Raw genomic sequence first — 16,121 nt, forward strand, 5'->3', positions numbered from 1 at the left:
AGACGCCGTTTGCGCCAGCTGGAACTGTAAGCGTGGGAGGAGCGGTCTCGAATGTCCGCAGTGGCGAGGGAATACATCATTGATCCCGAGGACCAGGCACGGTCCGAACTCTATGATTTTCTGGGCGTTGTGCTGGCAAGGCCGGCTGACGCGCAGCTGCTTGGCCAGATTGCCGAGCTGAAAGGCGACGAAACGGACCTTGGCAAGGCGCTCAGCCTGCTTGCAAGGATTGCCGCCGTGACCAGCCCCGAAACCGCGGAACGGGAATTCAACGCGCTCTTCATCGGTCTTGGCCGCGGCGAACTGCTGCCTTTCGCGAGTTACTACCTGACCGGGTTTCTGAACGAGAAGCCGCTTGCGAAGCTGCGCCAGGATATGGCGGAGCGCGGCATCGGCCGGGCAGAGGACAAACACGAGCCGGAAGACAATATCGCTTCGCTCATGGAGATGATGGCGGGTCAGATCCTCGGCCGCTTCGGCAAGGTGACCTCCATTGCCGGGCAGAAGACTTTCTTCAACGCCCATATCGAACCCTGGGCGATCCACTTCTTCACCGATCTGGAGGCGAGTGACACTTCGGTGTTCTACGGCGCCGTCGGGTCGCTGGGACGTCAGTTCATGGAGATCGAGGCACAAGGCTTCGACATGCTGCCGAGCTGACAGGACGTTTGCAATTTGGGCGAAAGCCCGCTTGGAGAGGAGAATTGCGACGATGAAAAAAACCGAAACGGCACCGCCCAAAGACGGGACTGGCCGCCGGGACTTCCTGAAGCTGGCGGCGATTTCCGCCCCCGTCGCCGTGACCGCGGTCACGGCCGGCACCACCGCTGAAGCGGCTGCACCCGATCCGTCGTCGGACAGGATGCAGGACACGGTGCACACCCGCGCCTATTACGACAGCGCCCGGTTCTGATCGGACCCTGTGATCTCCCGGCCAAGGTAGCGAAACGCCCGAACGCCGGTTCACACATAACCCAGCCGCATCTTTTCCCGATGCAAGCAAGGTAGGGCAACATGCTTAGGAAAAAGACCAATGGGGTAGCGAAACGCCCCCAGGGTGCAAGTATCCTGAAAGACGCTGCACATAAATCGGTCGACCGCCGGACATTCCTCAAAGGGTCCGGTCTGGCCGCGGGCGGTCTCGCCGCCATCACCGCCACGGGCGGTTCCGTCACCAGGGCCCAGGCGCAAACGCCGGGCGAAAAAGTTGACCTCGTCAAATCCGTCTGCACCCACTGCTCGGTGGGCTGCACCGTGATCGCCGAAGTCTCCAACGGGGTCTGGGTCGGCCAGGAGCCGGGTTGGGACAGCCCGTTCAACCTCGGCGCCCACTGCGCCAAGGGCGCCTCCGTCCGCGAACACGCCCATGGCGAACGCCGCCTGAAATATCCGATGAAAAAGGAAGGCGGCGAGTGGAAGCGGATCAGCTGGGACGAGGCGATCAACGAGATCGGCGACAAGATGCTGCAGATCCGCGATGAAAGCGGACCGGACAGCGTGTACTGGCTGGGCTCGGCCAAGCACAACAACGAGCAGGCCTATCTCTATCGCAAGTTCGCCGCCTACTGGGGCACGAACAATGTCGATCACCAGGCCCGTATCTGCCATTCGACAACGGTTGCCGGCGTAGCCAACACATGGGGCTACGGCGCCATGACCAACAGCTACAACGACATCCACAATTCCAAGGCGATTTTCATCATCGGCGGCAATCCGGCTGAAGCTCATCCGGTCTCGCTGCTGCATGTGCTGCGCGCCAAGGAACAGAACAACGCACCGCTGATCGTCTGCGATCCGCGCTTTACCCGCACCGCGGCGCATGCGGACGAATATGTCCGTTTCCGCCCGGGTTCGGACGTTGCACTGATCTGGGGCATTCTCTGGCACATCTTCGACAACGGCTGGGAGGACAAGGAGTTCATCCGCACCCGTGTCTGGGGCATGGACCAGATCCGCGAGGAAGTCGCCCGGTGGACACCGGAAGAGGTGGAACGGGTCACAGGCACGCCGCCGAGCCAGATGAAGCGCGTGGCGCGGACGCTGGCCAACAACCGGCCGGGCACCGTGATCTGGTGCATGGGCGGCACCCAGCACACCAACGGCAACAACAACACCCGTGCCTACTGTATCCTGCAGCTGGCCCTCGGAAACATGGGGACCGCCGGTGGCGGCACCAACATCTTCCGTGGCCACGACAACGTGCAGGGCGCGACCGATCTCGGTGTGCTTGCCGACACGCTGCCGGGCTATTACGGCCTGACCGCCGGTTCCTGGGCGCACTGGGCCCGGGTCTGGGAAGAGGATCTTGACTGGCTGAAAGGCAGGTTCGCGACCATTCAGGGCGCGGACGGCAAGGACAAGCCGATGATGAACCTCAAGGGCATCCCGGTCAGCCGCTGGATTGACGGTGTCCTGGAAGCCAAGGAAAACCTGGAACAGCCGGACAACACGCGGGCCATGGTGCTTTGGGGTCATGCCCCGAACTCGCAGACCCGTCTGCCGGAAATGAAACAGGCGATGGAAAAACTCGACCTTCTGGTCGTGGTCGATCCCTATCCGACGGTCTCCGCGATCCTGCATGACCGCACAGACGGCTGCTACCTGCTGCCGGCCGCGACCCAGTTCGAGACCCGGGGGTCGGTGACGGCGTCCAACCGGTCGCTCCAGTGGCGCGACCAGGTGGTCGATCCGCTGTTCGAATCCCTCCCCGACCACACAATCATGGCCAAGTTCGCCAAGAAGTTCGGTTTCGAAGATCGCATCTTCCGCAACATCGCCATGGACGGGGAAGAGCCGAACATCGAGGACATCACCCGCGAGTTCAACCGCGGCATGTGGACGATCGGCTATACCGGCCAGTCGCCGGAGCGACTCAAGTCGCACATGGCGAACCAGCACACGTTCGACCGGACGACTCTCAAGGCGGTCGGGGGACCCAACGACGGCGAGTTCTACGGCATGCCGTGGCCGTGCTGGGGAACGGCCGAGATGGGACATCCCGGCACCGCCAACCTCTACGACATGTCACTACCGGTGGCCGAAGGCGGCCTCTGCTTCCGCGCCCGCTTCGGCGTGGAACGGGACGGCCAGAACCTTCTGGCGGAAGGTGTCTCCAACCCCGGCGCCGAAATCCAGGATGGCTATCCCGAGTTCACCATGCAGATGCTGATGGATCTGGGCTGGGACGGCGACCTGACCGCGGAAGAAAGGCAGTCGATCGAGGCCGTTGCCGGATCGGCGGACAAGGTGCCGACCGTCAACTGGAAGACCGACCTGTCGGGCGGCATCCAGCGCGTGGCGATTGCCCATGGCTGCGCCCCGTTCGGCAACGCCAAGGCCCGAGCCGTGGTCTGGACCTTCCCGGATCCGGTGCCGCTCCACCGCGAGCCGCTCTACACCAACCGGCGGGATCTCGTGGCGGATTATCCGACCTATGCGGACAAGTCGTTCTGGCGCGTTCCGACGCTCTACGAGTCGATCCAGAAGAACGACTTCTCCAAGGACTTCCCGATCATCCTCACCTCCGGCCGTCTGGTCGAATACGAGGGCGGCGGGGACGAAACCCGGTCGAACCCCTGGCTGGCCGAACTCCAGCAGAACATGTTCGTCGAAATCAATCCTCGGGATGCCAACAATCTCGGGGTGCGGGACGGCGCTCAGGTCTGGGTGGAAGGTCCGGAGGGCGGCAAGGTCAAGGTCATGGCGATGGTGACCGAACGGGTCGGCGAGGGCGTTGCCTTCATGCCGTTCCACTTCGGCGGCCATTACCAGGGCGAGGACCAGCGGTCCAAATACCCGAAAGGGGCCGACCCCTATGTGCTCGGGGAGAGCTCAAACACAGCGCAGACTTATGGCTATGACTCCGTCACGCAGATGCAGGAGACGAAAGCCACACTCTGCAAGATCTCGGCAGCGTAGGGAGGACGCGAAATGGCACTTGGACAAGCGAGGGCTAAGTTCCTTTGTGACGCTGAGCGTTGCATCGAGTGCAATGCCTGTGTCACGGCTTGCAAAAACGAGAATGAGGTGCCCTGGGGCATCAACCGCCGCCGGGTGGTGACCATCAATGATGGCAAACCCGGCGAACGGTCGATCTCGGTCGCCTGCATGCATTGCTCGGACGCCCCCTGTATGGCGGTGTGCCCGGTCGATTGTTTCTACCAGTCCGAAGAAGGCGTGGTGCTTCATTCGAAGGACCTTTGCATTGGCTGCGGCTACTGCTTCTACGCCTGTCCGTTCGGCGCACCGCAATTCCCGCAGGCGGGTAACTTCGGATCGCGCGGCAAGATGGACAAATGCACCTTCTGTGCAGGCGGACCGGAAGAGAACAACTCGACCGCGGAATTTGCCAAATACGGCCGCAACCGTATTGCCGAAGGCAAACTGCCGCTCTGCGCGGAAATGTGTTCCACAAAGGCCCTGCTGGCGGGCGATGGCGACGTCGTGTCGGCCATCTACCGCGAGCGCGTGGTCGCCCGCGGCTTCGGCTCGGGCGCCTGGGGCTGGGGCACCGCTTACGGCCAGAAAGGCGGTTGACGCTCGTCTTCTGTGATCGGCGGACGAGAGGAGGCCGGTCGAGGAGCAGGTCAACCTGAATATGTGCGTAGGCGGGGCGGCAGCAATGCCGCCCCGTGCGTCTCCGGTGACACAACAACATGAGGTTCCGGCCATGAAACGGGTGGCATTGGCTTTGGTGGTTCTGCTGGCATTCCTGACCCAGTCTCTGGCACAGGACCAGACGCCTGATAGATCCGCGACCGGCGGCGCCCAGACGCTGGAAGACATCATGAAGCGTCAGCGCGGCGAGGCGGTCGATTACGATTTCCGCCGGAACGCAACCGGTGATCCGGACTCGGCAGCGGCGATTTCATCCCAGCTCGGCACCCTTGGCGGTGTCTCCGATCCGGAACTCTGGAGGGCGTTGAGATACGGTTCCGCCGACATAACCGTCTCGTCCGGCGGAGAAGAAGCTACCGTGCTGATGCAGGATGGCGGTATGCGCTGGCTCGCCTGGCGCAAGGGTCCGCTCGCCACCTATGGCGCCTGGTTGCTCGGCGCCACGATCCTGTTGCTGGCCCTGTTTTACCTGCTGCGCGGGCGTATCCGCATCGACGGGGAAAAGACCGGCCGTACCATCACCCGTTTCAAGGCGATCGAACGCTTTGGTCACTGGTTGCTGGCCGGATCCTTCGTGCTGCTCGCACTGACAGGGCTGCTGACATTGTTCGGTCGGCTGGCAATTATTCCGCTGATCGGCAAGGACGCCTTCGCGCCGCTGGCGCTCGCCTCCAAGTGGATTCACAACAACGTCGCCTGGGCGTTCATGCTCGGTCTCGTCATGGTGTTTGTCATGTGGGTGGCGCACAACATCCCCAACAAGACCGATCTGAAATGGATCGCCGTTGGCGGTGGTCTTCTCAAGAAGGGCGTGCATCCGCCGGCGAAGAAGTTCAACTTCGGCCAGAAGATGATCTTCTGGGGTGTGATCGTGCTTGGGGTCTCCGTGTCGGCTTCCGGCCTGTCGCTGCTGTTCCCGTTCGAGATGCCGATGTTCGCGGCGACGTTCGAGAAACTGAACGCGCTCGGCATCCCGCAGCTTATCGGCCTTGGTACGCTGCCGACCGCGCTGGCGCCCCATGAGGAGATGCAATACGCCCAGCTGTGGCATGCCATTGTCGCCTTCGTGATGATGGCGATGATCCTGGCGCATATCTATATCGGCTCGATCGGCATGGAAGGCGCCTATGACGCCATGGGCTCCGGCGAGGTCGAACTGCAATGGGCCCGCGAACACCATGGCCTCTGGGTCAAGGAGGTCGAGGAAGCCGAGCGGCAGGCCGGGACAGATGCCAAAAATGCCTTGCCGGCGGAATAGGCCAGTCTCGGGATGAACGGTTTGCGTTGGTTGAAGAAACCGCTGGCGTTTCGCACGCGCAGTCTGTCATCCCCGCAAAAGTGGGGGTTCAGGAACCTTCATCGCCTGCCGAACGTGAAAACGCCTGCCCGGGAGTCCTTGGTCCCGGCTCGCGCTTCGCTTGGCCGGGATGACAGACGGTACGGTTTTCTGGCTGCCCTACTTGTCACCGCCACCCTGTCAACCTTCGCCAACGCCGCCGATTTTCAAACCCTGAAAGGCCACGGTGGCCCGGTGATGGACATCGATGTGTCTGCGGAGACCGGCCAGGTGGCGACCGCAAGTTTCGACAATTCGGTCGGACTTTGGACAGGCCGGACCCCGCAATGGCTTGAAGGCCATGCGGCCGCGGTCAAGGTGGTCGCATTTGTCGACGGCGGCCGGCTGGTCTCCGCGGGAGACGACAATGACCTGATCCTGTGGAACCGTGCGGACGCCTCGTCTACCCTGCTGGAAGGTCACACCGCCAAGGTGATGGGACTGGCCGTCTCGCCCGACAAGAGCCTGATTGCCAGCGCCAGCTGGGATACGCGGATCGGTCTCTGGCCGGTTGAGGGCGGCGCTCCGGACTATCTTCAAGGCCACACTGCGGGCGTCAACGCGGTCGCCTTCTCAAGCGACGGAAAGCGGCTCTATTCGGCCTCCGTCGACGGCTCGATCAAGCTCTGGGATCTGGAGACCCGCACGGAAAAACGCGTCATCGACCGCAACGGCTTCGGCATCAATGTGATTGCGCTTGGCGGCTCGGGGGAAGTGGAAAGCTGGATCGCCTACGGCACCCAGGACGGTACGACCCGTATCGTCGATATCGAGACCGGCGAGCGCCTGCGCGATTTTGCCTTCGAGCGCCGGCCGATCCTGGCGCTGACCCTCAACCCGGACGGCAGCAAGCTGGCGACCGGCGACGGCCATGGTTATATCACGGTCCTCAACACGGAGACCTGGGCGATCGAAACGGACTTCCGGGCCGCCCTAAAAGGGCCGATCTGGGCGCTGGCATTTTCCAGGGACGGCGAGGTTCTGCACGCCGGCGGCATCGAGAACATCGTCTATTCCTGGCCGCTCGCCGATCTGGCCAGTTATGACCCGATGGCGACCGAAACACCGCAGTTTCTGAAAAAGCCGGAAGAGATGAGCAATGGCGAGCGTCAGTTTTCGCGCAAATGTTCCATCTGCCATGCGGTGACCGCCGATGGCGGCCGCAAGGCCGGGCCGACGCTGTTTAAGATCTTCGGTCGCCGGGCCGGCACTCTGCCGGGTTATCCCTATTCGCAGACCTTGAGCGGGTCTGATATCATCTGGTCGGCGGAGACGATCGACCAGTTGTTCCTGGACGGCCCGGACCACTTCATTCCGGGGTCCAAAATGCCGATGCAGCGCATAGTGGACCTGCAGGACCGGGACGATTTGATCGACTATCTGAAAGCGGCAACGACCGGTGAAACGAGCGAAGGAGACACACAATGAAAGCGATGCTTCTGGCCTTTGCGGCCATCATCGTGATTTCGGTCGGCGCCAACCAGGCCCTGACCCATATGGGCTTCTCCAGCGCCGACCAGACGACCAGTCCCTCGGTGCGGCTGGGAGAGTGATGTCCGGAGACATAGCGGGACGTTTTGATCTTCCGAGAACGGCTTCACACGTCCATTTATCTCCGATTTCCTGGCTGGACCATCAAATGGAGTTTGTGGGAGAGTTGCACCGGACCAACCTTGGAGATTGCCGGATACATGTTTTCCCGATTGTTCTGTTCATTCGTTTTTGCATTCTTTTCTCTCGTACCTTCCGCCCATGCCGATGAACAAAAGGCCTGCATTATTGTTGAATCGACGAAGGGGTGGCAGAGCCTCACCGTTCCGGCCGGTTACCTTAATGACTATATCGACGTCGCGGGATACTGGACCATCGACGCGCAAGCCCTGCCGCTGACCAACGCTGACGGACATCTGGCAGCTGAAGACCTGCTGAAACCTCATGCCCACAACAAATACCATCAGAAATTCATCTTCGGTGCCCTTCTGGTGAATATCGGCAAGAGGATCGGCAATTTCCGGTTTTTAAGCTATGAAGTCGGCAAATGGAGCGAGGGCGATCGGAAGTTTCCAGGTGAAACGATCAGATTTCGCATCAATGACAGCGATAAGACCCTGTCGAACAACGATGGTCGCATAAGGGTTTGTCTTTTTGTCGACTAGGCTCTGCTCTTCAAACTTCTACTTTCCAGGTCTTTGTGTGGGTGGTCCTGATCGGCGCATCGCTTGTTCAGGCAGGTATCCTGCCGTGGCAGCGCAGTTTTAAATCAACAGTCTAGACAACAAAAAGTCCCTCTCCCGTGTGGCAGGAGAGGGACAGATTGAGCGGATATGGCGACACAGATGCCCTTGTTTCCGCTCGCTTGGAACGCTCAGGCCGATCAGCTGTTGCCCTTGTTGGCGTTCGGGAAGAACAGCTGCTGGCCGTCGACCTTGTAATCGGCGATCGCCTTCTGGCCGTCTTTCGACAGCAGCCAGTCGATGAACTCCTGGCCCATCTCCGCCTTCACATGCGGGTGTGCCTCCGGATTCACCAGGATGACGCCGTACTGGTTGAACATCTTGTCGTCGCCCTGAACGGCGATCTGATAGTCGCCCTTGTTGCCGAAGGCGATCCAGGTGGCGCGGTCGGTCATGATATAGGCGCCCATTCCGGTGCCGGTGTTCAGCGTCGCGCCCATGCCGGAACCGGTCTCGCGGTACCAGTCGCCGGACGCCCCCGACGGATCGACACCGGCGGCTTTCCAGAGACGCAGCTCGGCCTTGTGGGTGCCGCTGTCATCGCCGCGCGAGGCGAAAGGCGCCTTGGTCTCGGCAATTTTCTGCAGGGCTTCGACAGCATTGCCGGAGCCGGCAACGCCCGCAGGGTCGTCCGCGGGGCCGACGATGACGAAGTCGTTATACATCACGTCCGAGCGGGAGACGCCAAGGCCGTCGGCGACGAATTTTTCTTCCGACGGCTTGGAATGCACGAAAAGCACGTCGCCGTCGCCATTGGCGGCGTTCTTGATGGCCTGGCCGGTGCCGACAGCAACAACGCGGACCTCGATGCCGGTCTTGTCCTTGAAGATCGGCAGCAGAGAGTCAAACAGGCCGGAATTCTGTGTCGACGTGGTCGACTGGACGACGATGAACTTGTCCTCGGCGAAAGAAGACTGAGTGGCAAAAACGCCGGCAAAGACGATGGCGGCGAGCGCCAGAAATGCTCTTCTGATCAATGGGACCTCCCGGTAAAATCTTTAAGGGATCTGGTGTTGGGGCCGAGATAGATCCGGCCGTCCCGCCAGGCTCTGACGGGCTCACTCTTGGGTGAATTCAAGACGGTTTCGACAGACCCGATCTCGGCGACCGTGCCGTCCTGCAGGAAGACGAGATCCTGTCCCAGCCGTTTGGCCTGACCGGCGTCGTGGGTCACCAGGACGATGGTAACGCCACGCTCGTTTGCCTCCAGGACAAGCTGTTCGATCGCGGCCGTGGACGCCGGGTCCAGACTTGCGGTCGGCTCGTCGAGAAAGAGGAGCTCCGGTTCCAGGGCGAGCGCACGCACCAGGGAAAGGCGCTGCTGCTCGCCGCCTGACAGCACCCGTGCTGGACGTTTGGCCAGATGCTCAAGCCCGGCATCGGCGAGCGCCGCGCGGATTTTTTCCGCTCGCTCGCGGCCGCGCAGGCCACGCACGGACAAGGCGAATTTCAGATTGGCCATGACGGAACGCCGCAAGAGCACAGGCCGTTGGAACACCATCGCCTGCGCCCGGCAGGCTTCCGGGGTGAGCCGGCCGCCCTGCCACAGGACCGCGCCTGTCTCCGGCTGCAATAGTCCGTGCATCAGCCTGAGCAGAAGGCTCTTGCCGGCGCCGTTCGGACCCATGATCAGCGTGCGCGATCCACGCCTGATGTCGATATCGACATTGGCCAGAAGCCGATTTCCGCCCGCGGAAAAACTGACGTCGCGCACCAGAAGCATCGGTGTTTCGGAGTTTGCCGTCGCGGGGGTAGATGCCCCCGGTGCAGGGTTGAAAGCCATCTCACGCATAGGCGGACCTCACGGCGGAGGCGCGCAGGGCCATGACGGCGGCATTCACGGCCAGCGCGATCAACAGAAGGATGACGCCGAGTGCCAGGGCCAGCTGCAGATTGCCCTTGGAGGTTTCCAGCGCGATCGTGGTGGTCATCACCCGCGTGACGTGATTGATGTTGCCGCCGACAATAATGACCGCTCCGACCTCGGCCACCGCGCGGCCGAAGCCGGCAAGCGCCACGGTCAGGAGACTGTAGCGGGCATCCCAGAGCATCGCGGTAAGGCGGTCGATTGGGCCGACGCCCATGGATGCGAATTGCTCGGCATATTCCCGGTTGAGGTCCTCGATCACCTGGCGGGTGAGGGCGGCAACGATCGGTGTCACCAGCACCATCTGGGCGATGATCATGGCGGTCGGGGTGTAGAGCAGGCGCAGGACCCCGAGCGGGCCGGATGCCGACAGCATCAGATAGACCAGCAGGCCGACCACCACCGGCGGAAGGCCCATCAGGGCGTTGAGGATGACGGCGACAAGAGAGCGTCCGGGGAAATGGAACGTGGCGACGGCGGCACCGAGCGGCAGGCCGATCAGGCAGGCGAAGAGGACAGCGGTCAGCGTGACCTGCATGGACAGGCCAATGATTTCCAAAAGATCCGGATCCAGCGTCACCAGCAGGCCGAAAGCCCCGCCAAGAGCGCTCCAGAAACTGTCCATTTCCGTTGTTTCTCCCGCTTGCCCGGAAAAAATAACAAAAAACGCATAAGAATCCAAATGATGAACGACGTCCGCTGGTGCAAAAACGCCTCGCATCATTGGAAGCCGGCAATCTCTGGTTTAAAAGCGCGGCGGGGAGAGCCGCATATGACCATGATCACCGACGCTGAAGACTTCTTTTCAAAGGGATGCGGGCGCTGCGCGCGTTTCGCGACGCCGGACTGCTCCACCCGGCAATGGATCGAGGGGCTTGTCGCGCTGCGCGGCCTTTGCCGCGAAGCCGGACTGGCGGAGACGGTCAAGTGGGCCCATCCCTGCTACATGCAGGGCGACCGAAACATTGCACTGATCGCCGCCTTTCGCGGCGATTTCCGCCTCAGTTTCTTCAATGCGGCGCCGATGAAGGATCCGGAGGGCATTCTGGTCAAGCAGGGACCGAACACACGGCATCCAGGCGTGATCAAGTTCACGGAGAATGCCCAGGTCTTGGCCATGAAACCCGTCATCGCGGCTTATCTGGCGGAAGCCAAGGGTTATGCGTCGGCAGGCGTGCTGCCACCCAAGGAGGCGGTCGAACTGGACCTGCCGAAAGAACTGGTGGACGCGATGGATTCAGATCCGGAACTGGCGGAGGGGTTCCTTGCGCTGACGCCCGGGCGCCAGCGCAGCTACGTCCTCAATCTGAATTCAGCGAAAACGCCCACAACCCGGATCGCGCGCATCGGCAAGTTCCGGAACAAGATCCTTAGCGGCAAGGGCGCGAACGAACGCTGATCGATTTGAAAGTGCCAGAGCATCGTGCGTTTATGGGAAAGCACGATGCTCCGCGCCCCTCAAGCCGGCGCGCCGTGACCGTCGATCACTTTCTTCGCCACCCGGAAACATTCCAGCGCTTGCGGCACGCCGCAGTAAATACCGACCACATGGATGATGGCGCGGATTTCGTCCTTCGTGACACCGTTGTTGATCGCACCTTTGCAATGGATCTCCCACTCGGTCATCTTGCCGAGCGCACCGATCATGGCGAGGTTCATCATGGAGCGGGTCTTGGCGTCGATCACCTCGTCGCCCCAGCCGAAGCCCCAGCACCAGGCGGTCATGGCCTCTTGAAAAGGTTTGGTGAAGTCATCGGCGGCGGCGAGGTTTTTCTCGACATAGTCTGCGCCGAGCGTTGCCTTGCGCTGCGCGAGGCCCTTTTCGAATAGGTCCTGATCCATAGGCAATTCTCTCCTGGTCTGATTGCTGGTCACCGCGCCTTGCGGGCTCGCTTCGACCCTAGCCTGTTTTGGCGCTACGTCCGAAGATTGTTTTGATGAAAGCTTGACCAGGGATGACCGGACGGAAAAGACAACGGGTCCTAGGGTCTGTGGACAATTAGGATTTGGTCTTGGTTTGGATGCAAATGGCTCAATTTCCAGAAGCAAGGGCGCGGGAAGGGCCGGCCCTTTCAAGCCTTTGCGACGCCGAAATGAGCCATTTGAGCCAAATCCCCATTGCCAATATCTGGGGGGACGCTGTGGATTTCGGTTTCGCGTGCGTCGGAAAGACCTTGTGGTGGGCAACACCACTGCGGACTTTCCTCCTGCTCGAAGACCGAAATCCGACAAGCGCCAAGACCGAAACCTAATTGTCCACAGACCCTAGTCACCCGAATCTGAAGTTCGTCTTATTTCCCGGCACACACGGAACGAGCTTCAGATTCAAAAGGGTGACTAGCAAGCATATGTTTCTAGTGTGGTTTTCGAATTTGAAATTCGCTTCGATGGTCGCTGCAACAATGAGGCGAATTTCAAATTCACAACACTAGCGCGCAAATGCCATATATTAAGCTGGTGTCCTATGCCCGACAGTTCGGAGATCGACATGCGGTTCTCGAGCCGGCTTAGCGTAGGAGTTCTGGTTGCCTTGCTGACCCTGTCAGCCGGACGTGGGCCCGCGCTTGCAGACAGGCCGGATCTGCCTGCCGAGGTCGCCGCTGAAGACAAGATCGGGCTGGAGACCAAAATCGGTCAGATGATCCTGGTCGGTTTTCTGGGCAATGCGCCCGGCAGCGCAGGCTTCAAACGGGTCCGCGAACAGCTGCGGTCCGGTGAGGTCGGTGGTGTGCTCTATCTCGGGCGGAACCTGAAAAACCGGACCACGGTCTGCCGGATGAATGCCGCGTTGTCGTCGGTTGCCCCTACCGGTCTGCCGCCATTGATCGCGATCGATCAGGAAGGCGGAACTGTGCAGCGGCTGAAACGGCATCATGGGTTTCCGCAGACCGCTTCGGCGAAACACATGGCGCGGCGCAAGTCTCCCGCCGAAGCGGCCTTGGTTTACGGTGTGCTTGCAAGGGGGCTCGCCGATTGGGGCTTCACGCTCAATCTCGGTCCCGTTGCAGATGTCGATATCAATCCCCGCAATCCGATCATTGGCCGGCTCAACCGCTCCTTCTCGGGCGATCCGGGACGCGTGGCGGACTACGCCGCCGCCTTTGTCGATGCCCATCGGGATCAGGGGGTGCTAACGGCTCTGAAACATTTCCCGGGACACGGCTCCAGCCGCCGGGACAGTCACCGTGGTGCGGTCGACATCTCCAGAACCTGGTCCGAGAAAGAGCTGAAGCCGTTTCAGCGTTTGATCGACGAAGACCGGGCCGATCTGATCATGACGGCACATGTCATCAACCGCGCGCTTCAGGAAGATCGCACACGTGTGCCGGTGTCGCTGTCTCAACGGGCGCTGCGAGATGTGCTCAGGGGTGATCTCGGCTATTCCGGTGTCATCATCAGCGACGATCTGCAGATGAATGCCATCCGGCGCAGCTTCTCCCTTGAGCAGGCCGTTCTGCGCGCGGTCGCTGCCAGCACGGACATTCTTCTCTTCGCCAATGACAAGCGGCCGGATCCGGAGATCCCGGCGAAGGTCGCGAATATCCTCCTGAAGGCGGTGATGGAAAATCCGGCCCTTCGGGAGCAGATCGATGCGGCCTATGGCCGGATAAGGACACTCAAAGCCCGGCTGGCTGTGCAGGACCCGGAGCGCTGTTCCCTCTCGGCCGGTCAATAAAGCCAGCGTGGCAGGAAGGTGGCGATGATCGGGAACAGCCACAGGATCGCGACGGCCACAATCTGCAGGGCAATGAAGGGCACCACGCCGCGATAGATCTGGCCCGTTGTGATTTCCTTCGGGGCGGCGCCGCGCAGGTAGAACAGCGAGAAGCCGAAGGGCGGGGTCAGGAACGAGGTCTGCAGGTTGATGGCGATCAGCACCGTCAACCAGATCGGATCGATGCCCATCAGGATCAGCGGCGGGATCAGGACGGGCAGAAGGATCACCGAGATCTCGACGAAATCCAGGAAGAAGCCGAGCACGAAGACGAACAGCATCGCAAAGATCAGCGCGCCGGTCGGTCCGCCGGGCATTTCGTTCAGGATCGCGTGCACCCGGTCCTCACCGCCCAGGCCGACAAAGACCAGCGAAAAGAAACTCGCCATCAGGATGGTGGCGAAGATCATCGAGGTGACGGTCAGCGTCGACATCAGCGAGGCTTTCAAAAGCCCGTCTGAGAAGGCGGCTTTCAGGATGCGCAGCACGACGCCGAGCGCGAAGAGGGCTAGCCCGGCATAGATCGCGGCGAGCACATAGCCGCCCGCGGAAATGTCGGAGCGCTGCAGGCGCACCGGCAGCACGGAGGCCGCGACCGCCAGGATCAGAAGCGCTGCCGTGGCCAGCACGATCAGCCTTGTGGAGATGCCGAGACGGCGGCCGGCGAGCAGGATCGCGCCGACGGCGCCGACGGAGGCGGCTTCGTTGGGCGAAGCGATGCCACCGAGAATCGAGCCAAGCACGGCGATGATCAGGAGGATCGGCGGCACGATGGCGCCCGCGATTTCCGAACCGGAGGGTTGGTCGACATGTTCCTTCATCGCCGGGGCGTCATCCGGGAACAGACGGGCACGGACGAGGATATAGACGCAGTAGACCACGACCAGCAGCAGGCCCGGAACCATGGCGGCGGCAAAGGTCTGGCCGACGGAGATGGTCTCGATGGTGAACTTGCCCTGCGCATATTGCGCCTGCTGGAAGGCGTTGGACATGACGTCAGCAAGAATGATCAAAAGCGTCGAGGGCGGGATGATCTGGCCGAGCGTGCCGGCGGTGCAGACTATGCCGGAGGCAAGTTTCGGATCGTAGCCGTTGCGCAGCATGGTCGGCAGGGCAATCAGCCCCATGGCGACGACGGTCGCGCCGACAATGCCGGTCGAGGCGGCCAGCAGCGCGCCGACCAGGACGACGGAGACGCCAAGGCCGCCGTTCATCTTTCCGAAAAGACGTCCCATGGTTTCCAGGAGATCCTCGGCGATCCGGCTCTTTTCCAGAATGACGCCCATCAGCACGAACAGCGGGATCGCGGTCAGAACCGGGTTGGTCAGGACGCCGAAGAAACGCTGGCCCATGGCCCCCATGAGCTGGATGTTGAAGTCGCCGATCCACCAGCCGATGAGGGCGAAGGCGGTGGCGACACCGGCAATGGTGAAGGCGACGGGGTAACCGAGCAGGATGAAGGCGATCAGCGCGCCGAACATGATGAGGTCGAGCGGCAGGCTCATGCGTCAGCGCCTTTCAGTTTCTGAAGATCACGAATGAAGGCCGCCACGCCCTGGATCAGGAGCAGCACGCAATACGCGGGAATGAGACTTTTCAGGAGGAATGAGGCAGGAATGCCGCCGACGGAAATCGGCCCTTCCAGAATGGCCCAGCTGCCGCGCACCGCCGGCCAGGAGAACCAGATCAGCACGAGCAGCGCCGGGGTCAGCAGGAACAGGTGGCCGAACAGGTCGATCCAGGCCTGACTGCGCGCCGTTGCCTTGGCATAGAAGATGTCGACGCGGACATGGGCATTGACCAGGAACGTGTAGCCGGCGCCGAGCATGAAGATCGCCGCATGGAAATAGAGAACGCCCTCATCCAGGAAAATGAAGCTGTAGCCGAAGACATAGCGCAAGAGCACAATCACGAACTGCAACAGCAGCATGAGAAGCGCTGCCCAGCACAATGTGTTGCCTATTACCGAATTCACACGCTCCAGCGCGCCCGCCACTCTGTCCATTCGTGGATCCTGTTAGTTGCCCGGCGACTGCCGGGAGTGCCATCGTGGATTAAGACCGAAACACCTGCCACTTGTCATCCCGGACGGAGCGCAGCGCAGATCCGGGACCCAGTACGCCGCAGCATCTCGTGTCTTGCCGCCCAGTCCTTCCGTTCTTCGTCATTGCAGGGCTTGACCCTGCAATCCATGCCGTTCCCTCGAGACGTTCACCGGAGACGAGAGGAAACGGAATGGATCCCATGGTCAAGCCATGGGATGACGGAAAGCGGGGTGAGGAAATATGTCCCTTTGCCAAAACCCCGAGGAAGCTGCCAACACCCACAGCGTCATCCTGAGGAAGCGCGGAG

16 protein-coding genes are annotated in these 16,121 nt (G+C 61.4%); 10 read left to right on the forward strand and 6 right to left on the reverse strand.

Translation table 11 applies throughout. The features are described from left to right. The first annotated feature begins 51 nt into the window (after nucleotides 1-51). The 8 genes from M0H32_RS12295 to M0H32_RS12325 all read left to right on the forward strand — a co-directional run bounded on the left by M0H32_RS12295 (nucleotide 52) and on the right by M0H32_RS12325 (nucleotide 8,109). Entirely contained in the window at nucleotides 52-660 is a 609-nt protein-coding gene (locus M0H32_RS12295; RefSeq protein ID WP_248154330.1) for a TorD/DmsD family molecular chaperone, read from the forward strand. A 52-nt stretch (nucleotides 661-712) separates the two neighbouring features. Continuing rightward, nucleotides 713-913 (forward strand): twin-arginine translocation pathway signal protein, encoded by a 201-nt coding sequence (locus M0H32_RS12300; protein WP_248154332.1) that lies wholly within the window; start codon nucleotides 713-715, stop codon nucleotides 911-913. A 101-nt stretch (nucleotides 914-1,014) separates the two neighbouring features. Then, entirely contained in the window at nucleotides 1,015-3,918 is a 2,904-nt protein-coding gene (locus M0H32_RS12305) for a formate dehydrogenase subunit alpha (protein WP_248154334.1), read from the forward strand. 12 nt (nucleotides 3,919-3,930) lie between these two features. Next, nucleotides 3,931-4,536, forward strand: a complete 606-nt coding sequence (fdh3B, locus tag M0H32_RS12310) for a formate dehydrogenase FDH3 subunit beta (RefSeq protein WP_248154336.1) — start codon at nucleotides 3,931-3,933, stop codon at nucleotides 4,534-4,536. A 133-nt stretch (nucleotides 4,537-4,669) separates the two neighbouring features. Further along, on the forward strand, nucleotides 4,670-5,875 hold the full coding sequence (locus M0H32_RS12315; RefSeq protein ID WP_248154338.1) for a formate dehydrogenase subunit gamma: 1,206 nt from the start codon (nucleotides 4,670-4,672) through the stop codon (nucleotides 5,873-5,875). Between the two features lie 138 nt (nucleotides 5,876-6,013). Beyond that, complete coding sequence (locus M0H32_RS12320) at nucleotides 6,014-7,381, forward strand: c-type cytochrome (RefSeq protein WP_248154340.1); 1,368 nt, start codon at nucleotides 6,014-6,016, stop codon at nucleotides 7,379-7,381. Next, on the forward strand, nucleotides 7,378-7,506 hold the full coding sequence (locus M0H32_RS29475) for a hypothetical protein (protein WP_282449336.1): 129 nt from the start codon (nucleotides 7,378-7,380) through the stop codon (nucleotides 7,504-7,506). The genes M0H32_RS12320 and M0H32_RS29475 overlap by 4 nt, the downstream gene beginning before the upstream one ends. Before the next feature lie 138 nt (nucleotides 7,507-7,644). Continuing rightward, nucleotides 7,645-8,109: a hypothetical protein gene (locus M0H32_RS12325; RefSeq protein WP_248154342.1), complete on the forward strand. Its 465-nt coding sequence runs from the start codon at nucleotides 7,645-7,647 to the stop codon at nucleotides 8,107-8,109. 218 nt (nucleotides 8,110-8,327) lie between these two features. On the opposite strand, the gene M0H32_RS12330 is transcribed toward M0H32_RS12325, so the two are convergent. The 3 genes from M0H32_RS12330 to M0H32_RS12340 are packed head-to-tail and all read right to left on the reverse strand — an operon-like array spanning nucleotide 8,328 to nucleotide 10,679. Continuing rightward, entirely contained in the window at nucleotides 8,328-9,164 is an 837-nt protein-coding gene (locus M0H32_RS12330) for an ABC transporter substrate-binding protein (RefSeq protein WP_282449337.1), read from the reverse strand. Next, the gene (locus M0H32_RS12335; RefSeq protein ID WP_248154344.1) at nucleotides 9,161-9,979 is read right to left on the reverse strand and encodes an ATP-binding cassette domain-containing protein; all 819 of its coding nucleotides are present in this window, start codon (nucleotides 9,977-9,979) and stop codon (nucleotides 9,161-9,163) included. Before M0H32_RS12335 ends, M0H32_RS12330 begins: the two co-directional genes overlap by 4 nt. Continuing rightward, nucleotides 9,972-10,679, reverse strand: a complete 708-nt coding sequence (locus tag M0H32_RS12340; protein WP_248154345.1) for an ABC transporter permease — start codon at nucleotides 10,677-10,679, stop codon at nucleotides 9,972-9,974. Before M0H32_RS12340 ends, M0H32_RS12335 begins: the two co-directional genes overlap by 8 nt. Nucleotides 10,680-10,826: 147 nt before the next feature. Here M0H32_RS12340 and M0H32_RS12345 point away from each other — a divergent pair, with 147 nt between their 5' ends. Next, a complete protein-coding gene (locus tag M0H32_RS12345) occupies nucleotides 10,827-11,453 on the forward strand; it encodes a YdeI/OmpD-associated family protein (protein WP_345779330.1) in 627 nt (208 codons plus the stop codon). A 59-nt stretch (nucleotides 11,454-11,512) separates the two neighbouring features. Here the strand turns inward: M0H32_RS12345 and M0H32_RS12350 are convergent, their stop codons facing one another. Beyond that, complete coding sequence (locus tag M0H32_RS12350; RefSeq protein ID WP_248154347.1) at nucleotides 11,513-11,896, reverse strand: carboxymuconolactone decarboxylase family protein; 384 nt, start codon at nucleotides 11,894-11,896, stop codon at nucleotides 11,513-11,515. A gap of 622 nt (nucleotides 11,897-12,518) precedes the next feature. Here M0H32_RS12350 and M0H32_RS12355 point away from each other — a divergent pair. Further along, the gene (locus tag M0H32_RS12355) at nucleotides 12,519-13,730 is read left to right on the forward strand and encodes a glycoside hydrolase family 3 protein (RefSeq protein ID WP_248154349.1); all 1,212 of its coding nucleotides are present in this window, start codon (nucleotides 12,519-12,521) and stop codon (nucleotides 13,728-13,730) included. Here the strand turns inward: M0H32_RS12355 and M0H32_RS12360 are convergent. Next, nucleotides 13,724-15,274: a TRAP transporter large permease gene (locus tag M0H32_RS12360; RefSeq protein WP_248154351.1), complete on the reverse strand. Its 1,551-nt coding sequence runs from the start codon at nucleotides 15,272-15,274 to the stop codon at nucleotides 13,724-13,726. The two genes, M0H32_RS12355 and M0H32_RS12360, sit on opposite strands and share 7 nt — an antisense overlap. Continuing rightward, complete coding sequence (locus M0H32_RS12365; protein WP_248154353.1) at nucleotides 15,271-15,774, reverse strand: TRAP transporter small permease subunit; 504 nt, start codon at nucleotides 15,772-15,774, stop codon at nucleotides 15,271-15,273. The genes M0H32_RS12360 and M0H32_RS12365 overlap by 4 nt, the downstream gene beginning before the upstream one ends. Nucleotides 15,775-16,121 lie beyond the last annotated feature (347 nt).

Origin of the sequence: Roseibium sediminicola, assembly GCF_023156505.1 — a bacterium.
GTDB classification, from domain to species: domain Bacteria; phylum Pseudomonadota; class Alphaproteobacteria; order Rhizobiales; family Stappiaceae; genus Roseibium; species Roseibium sediminicola.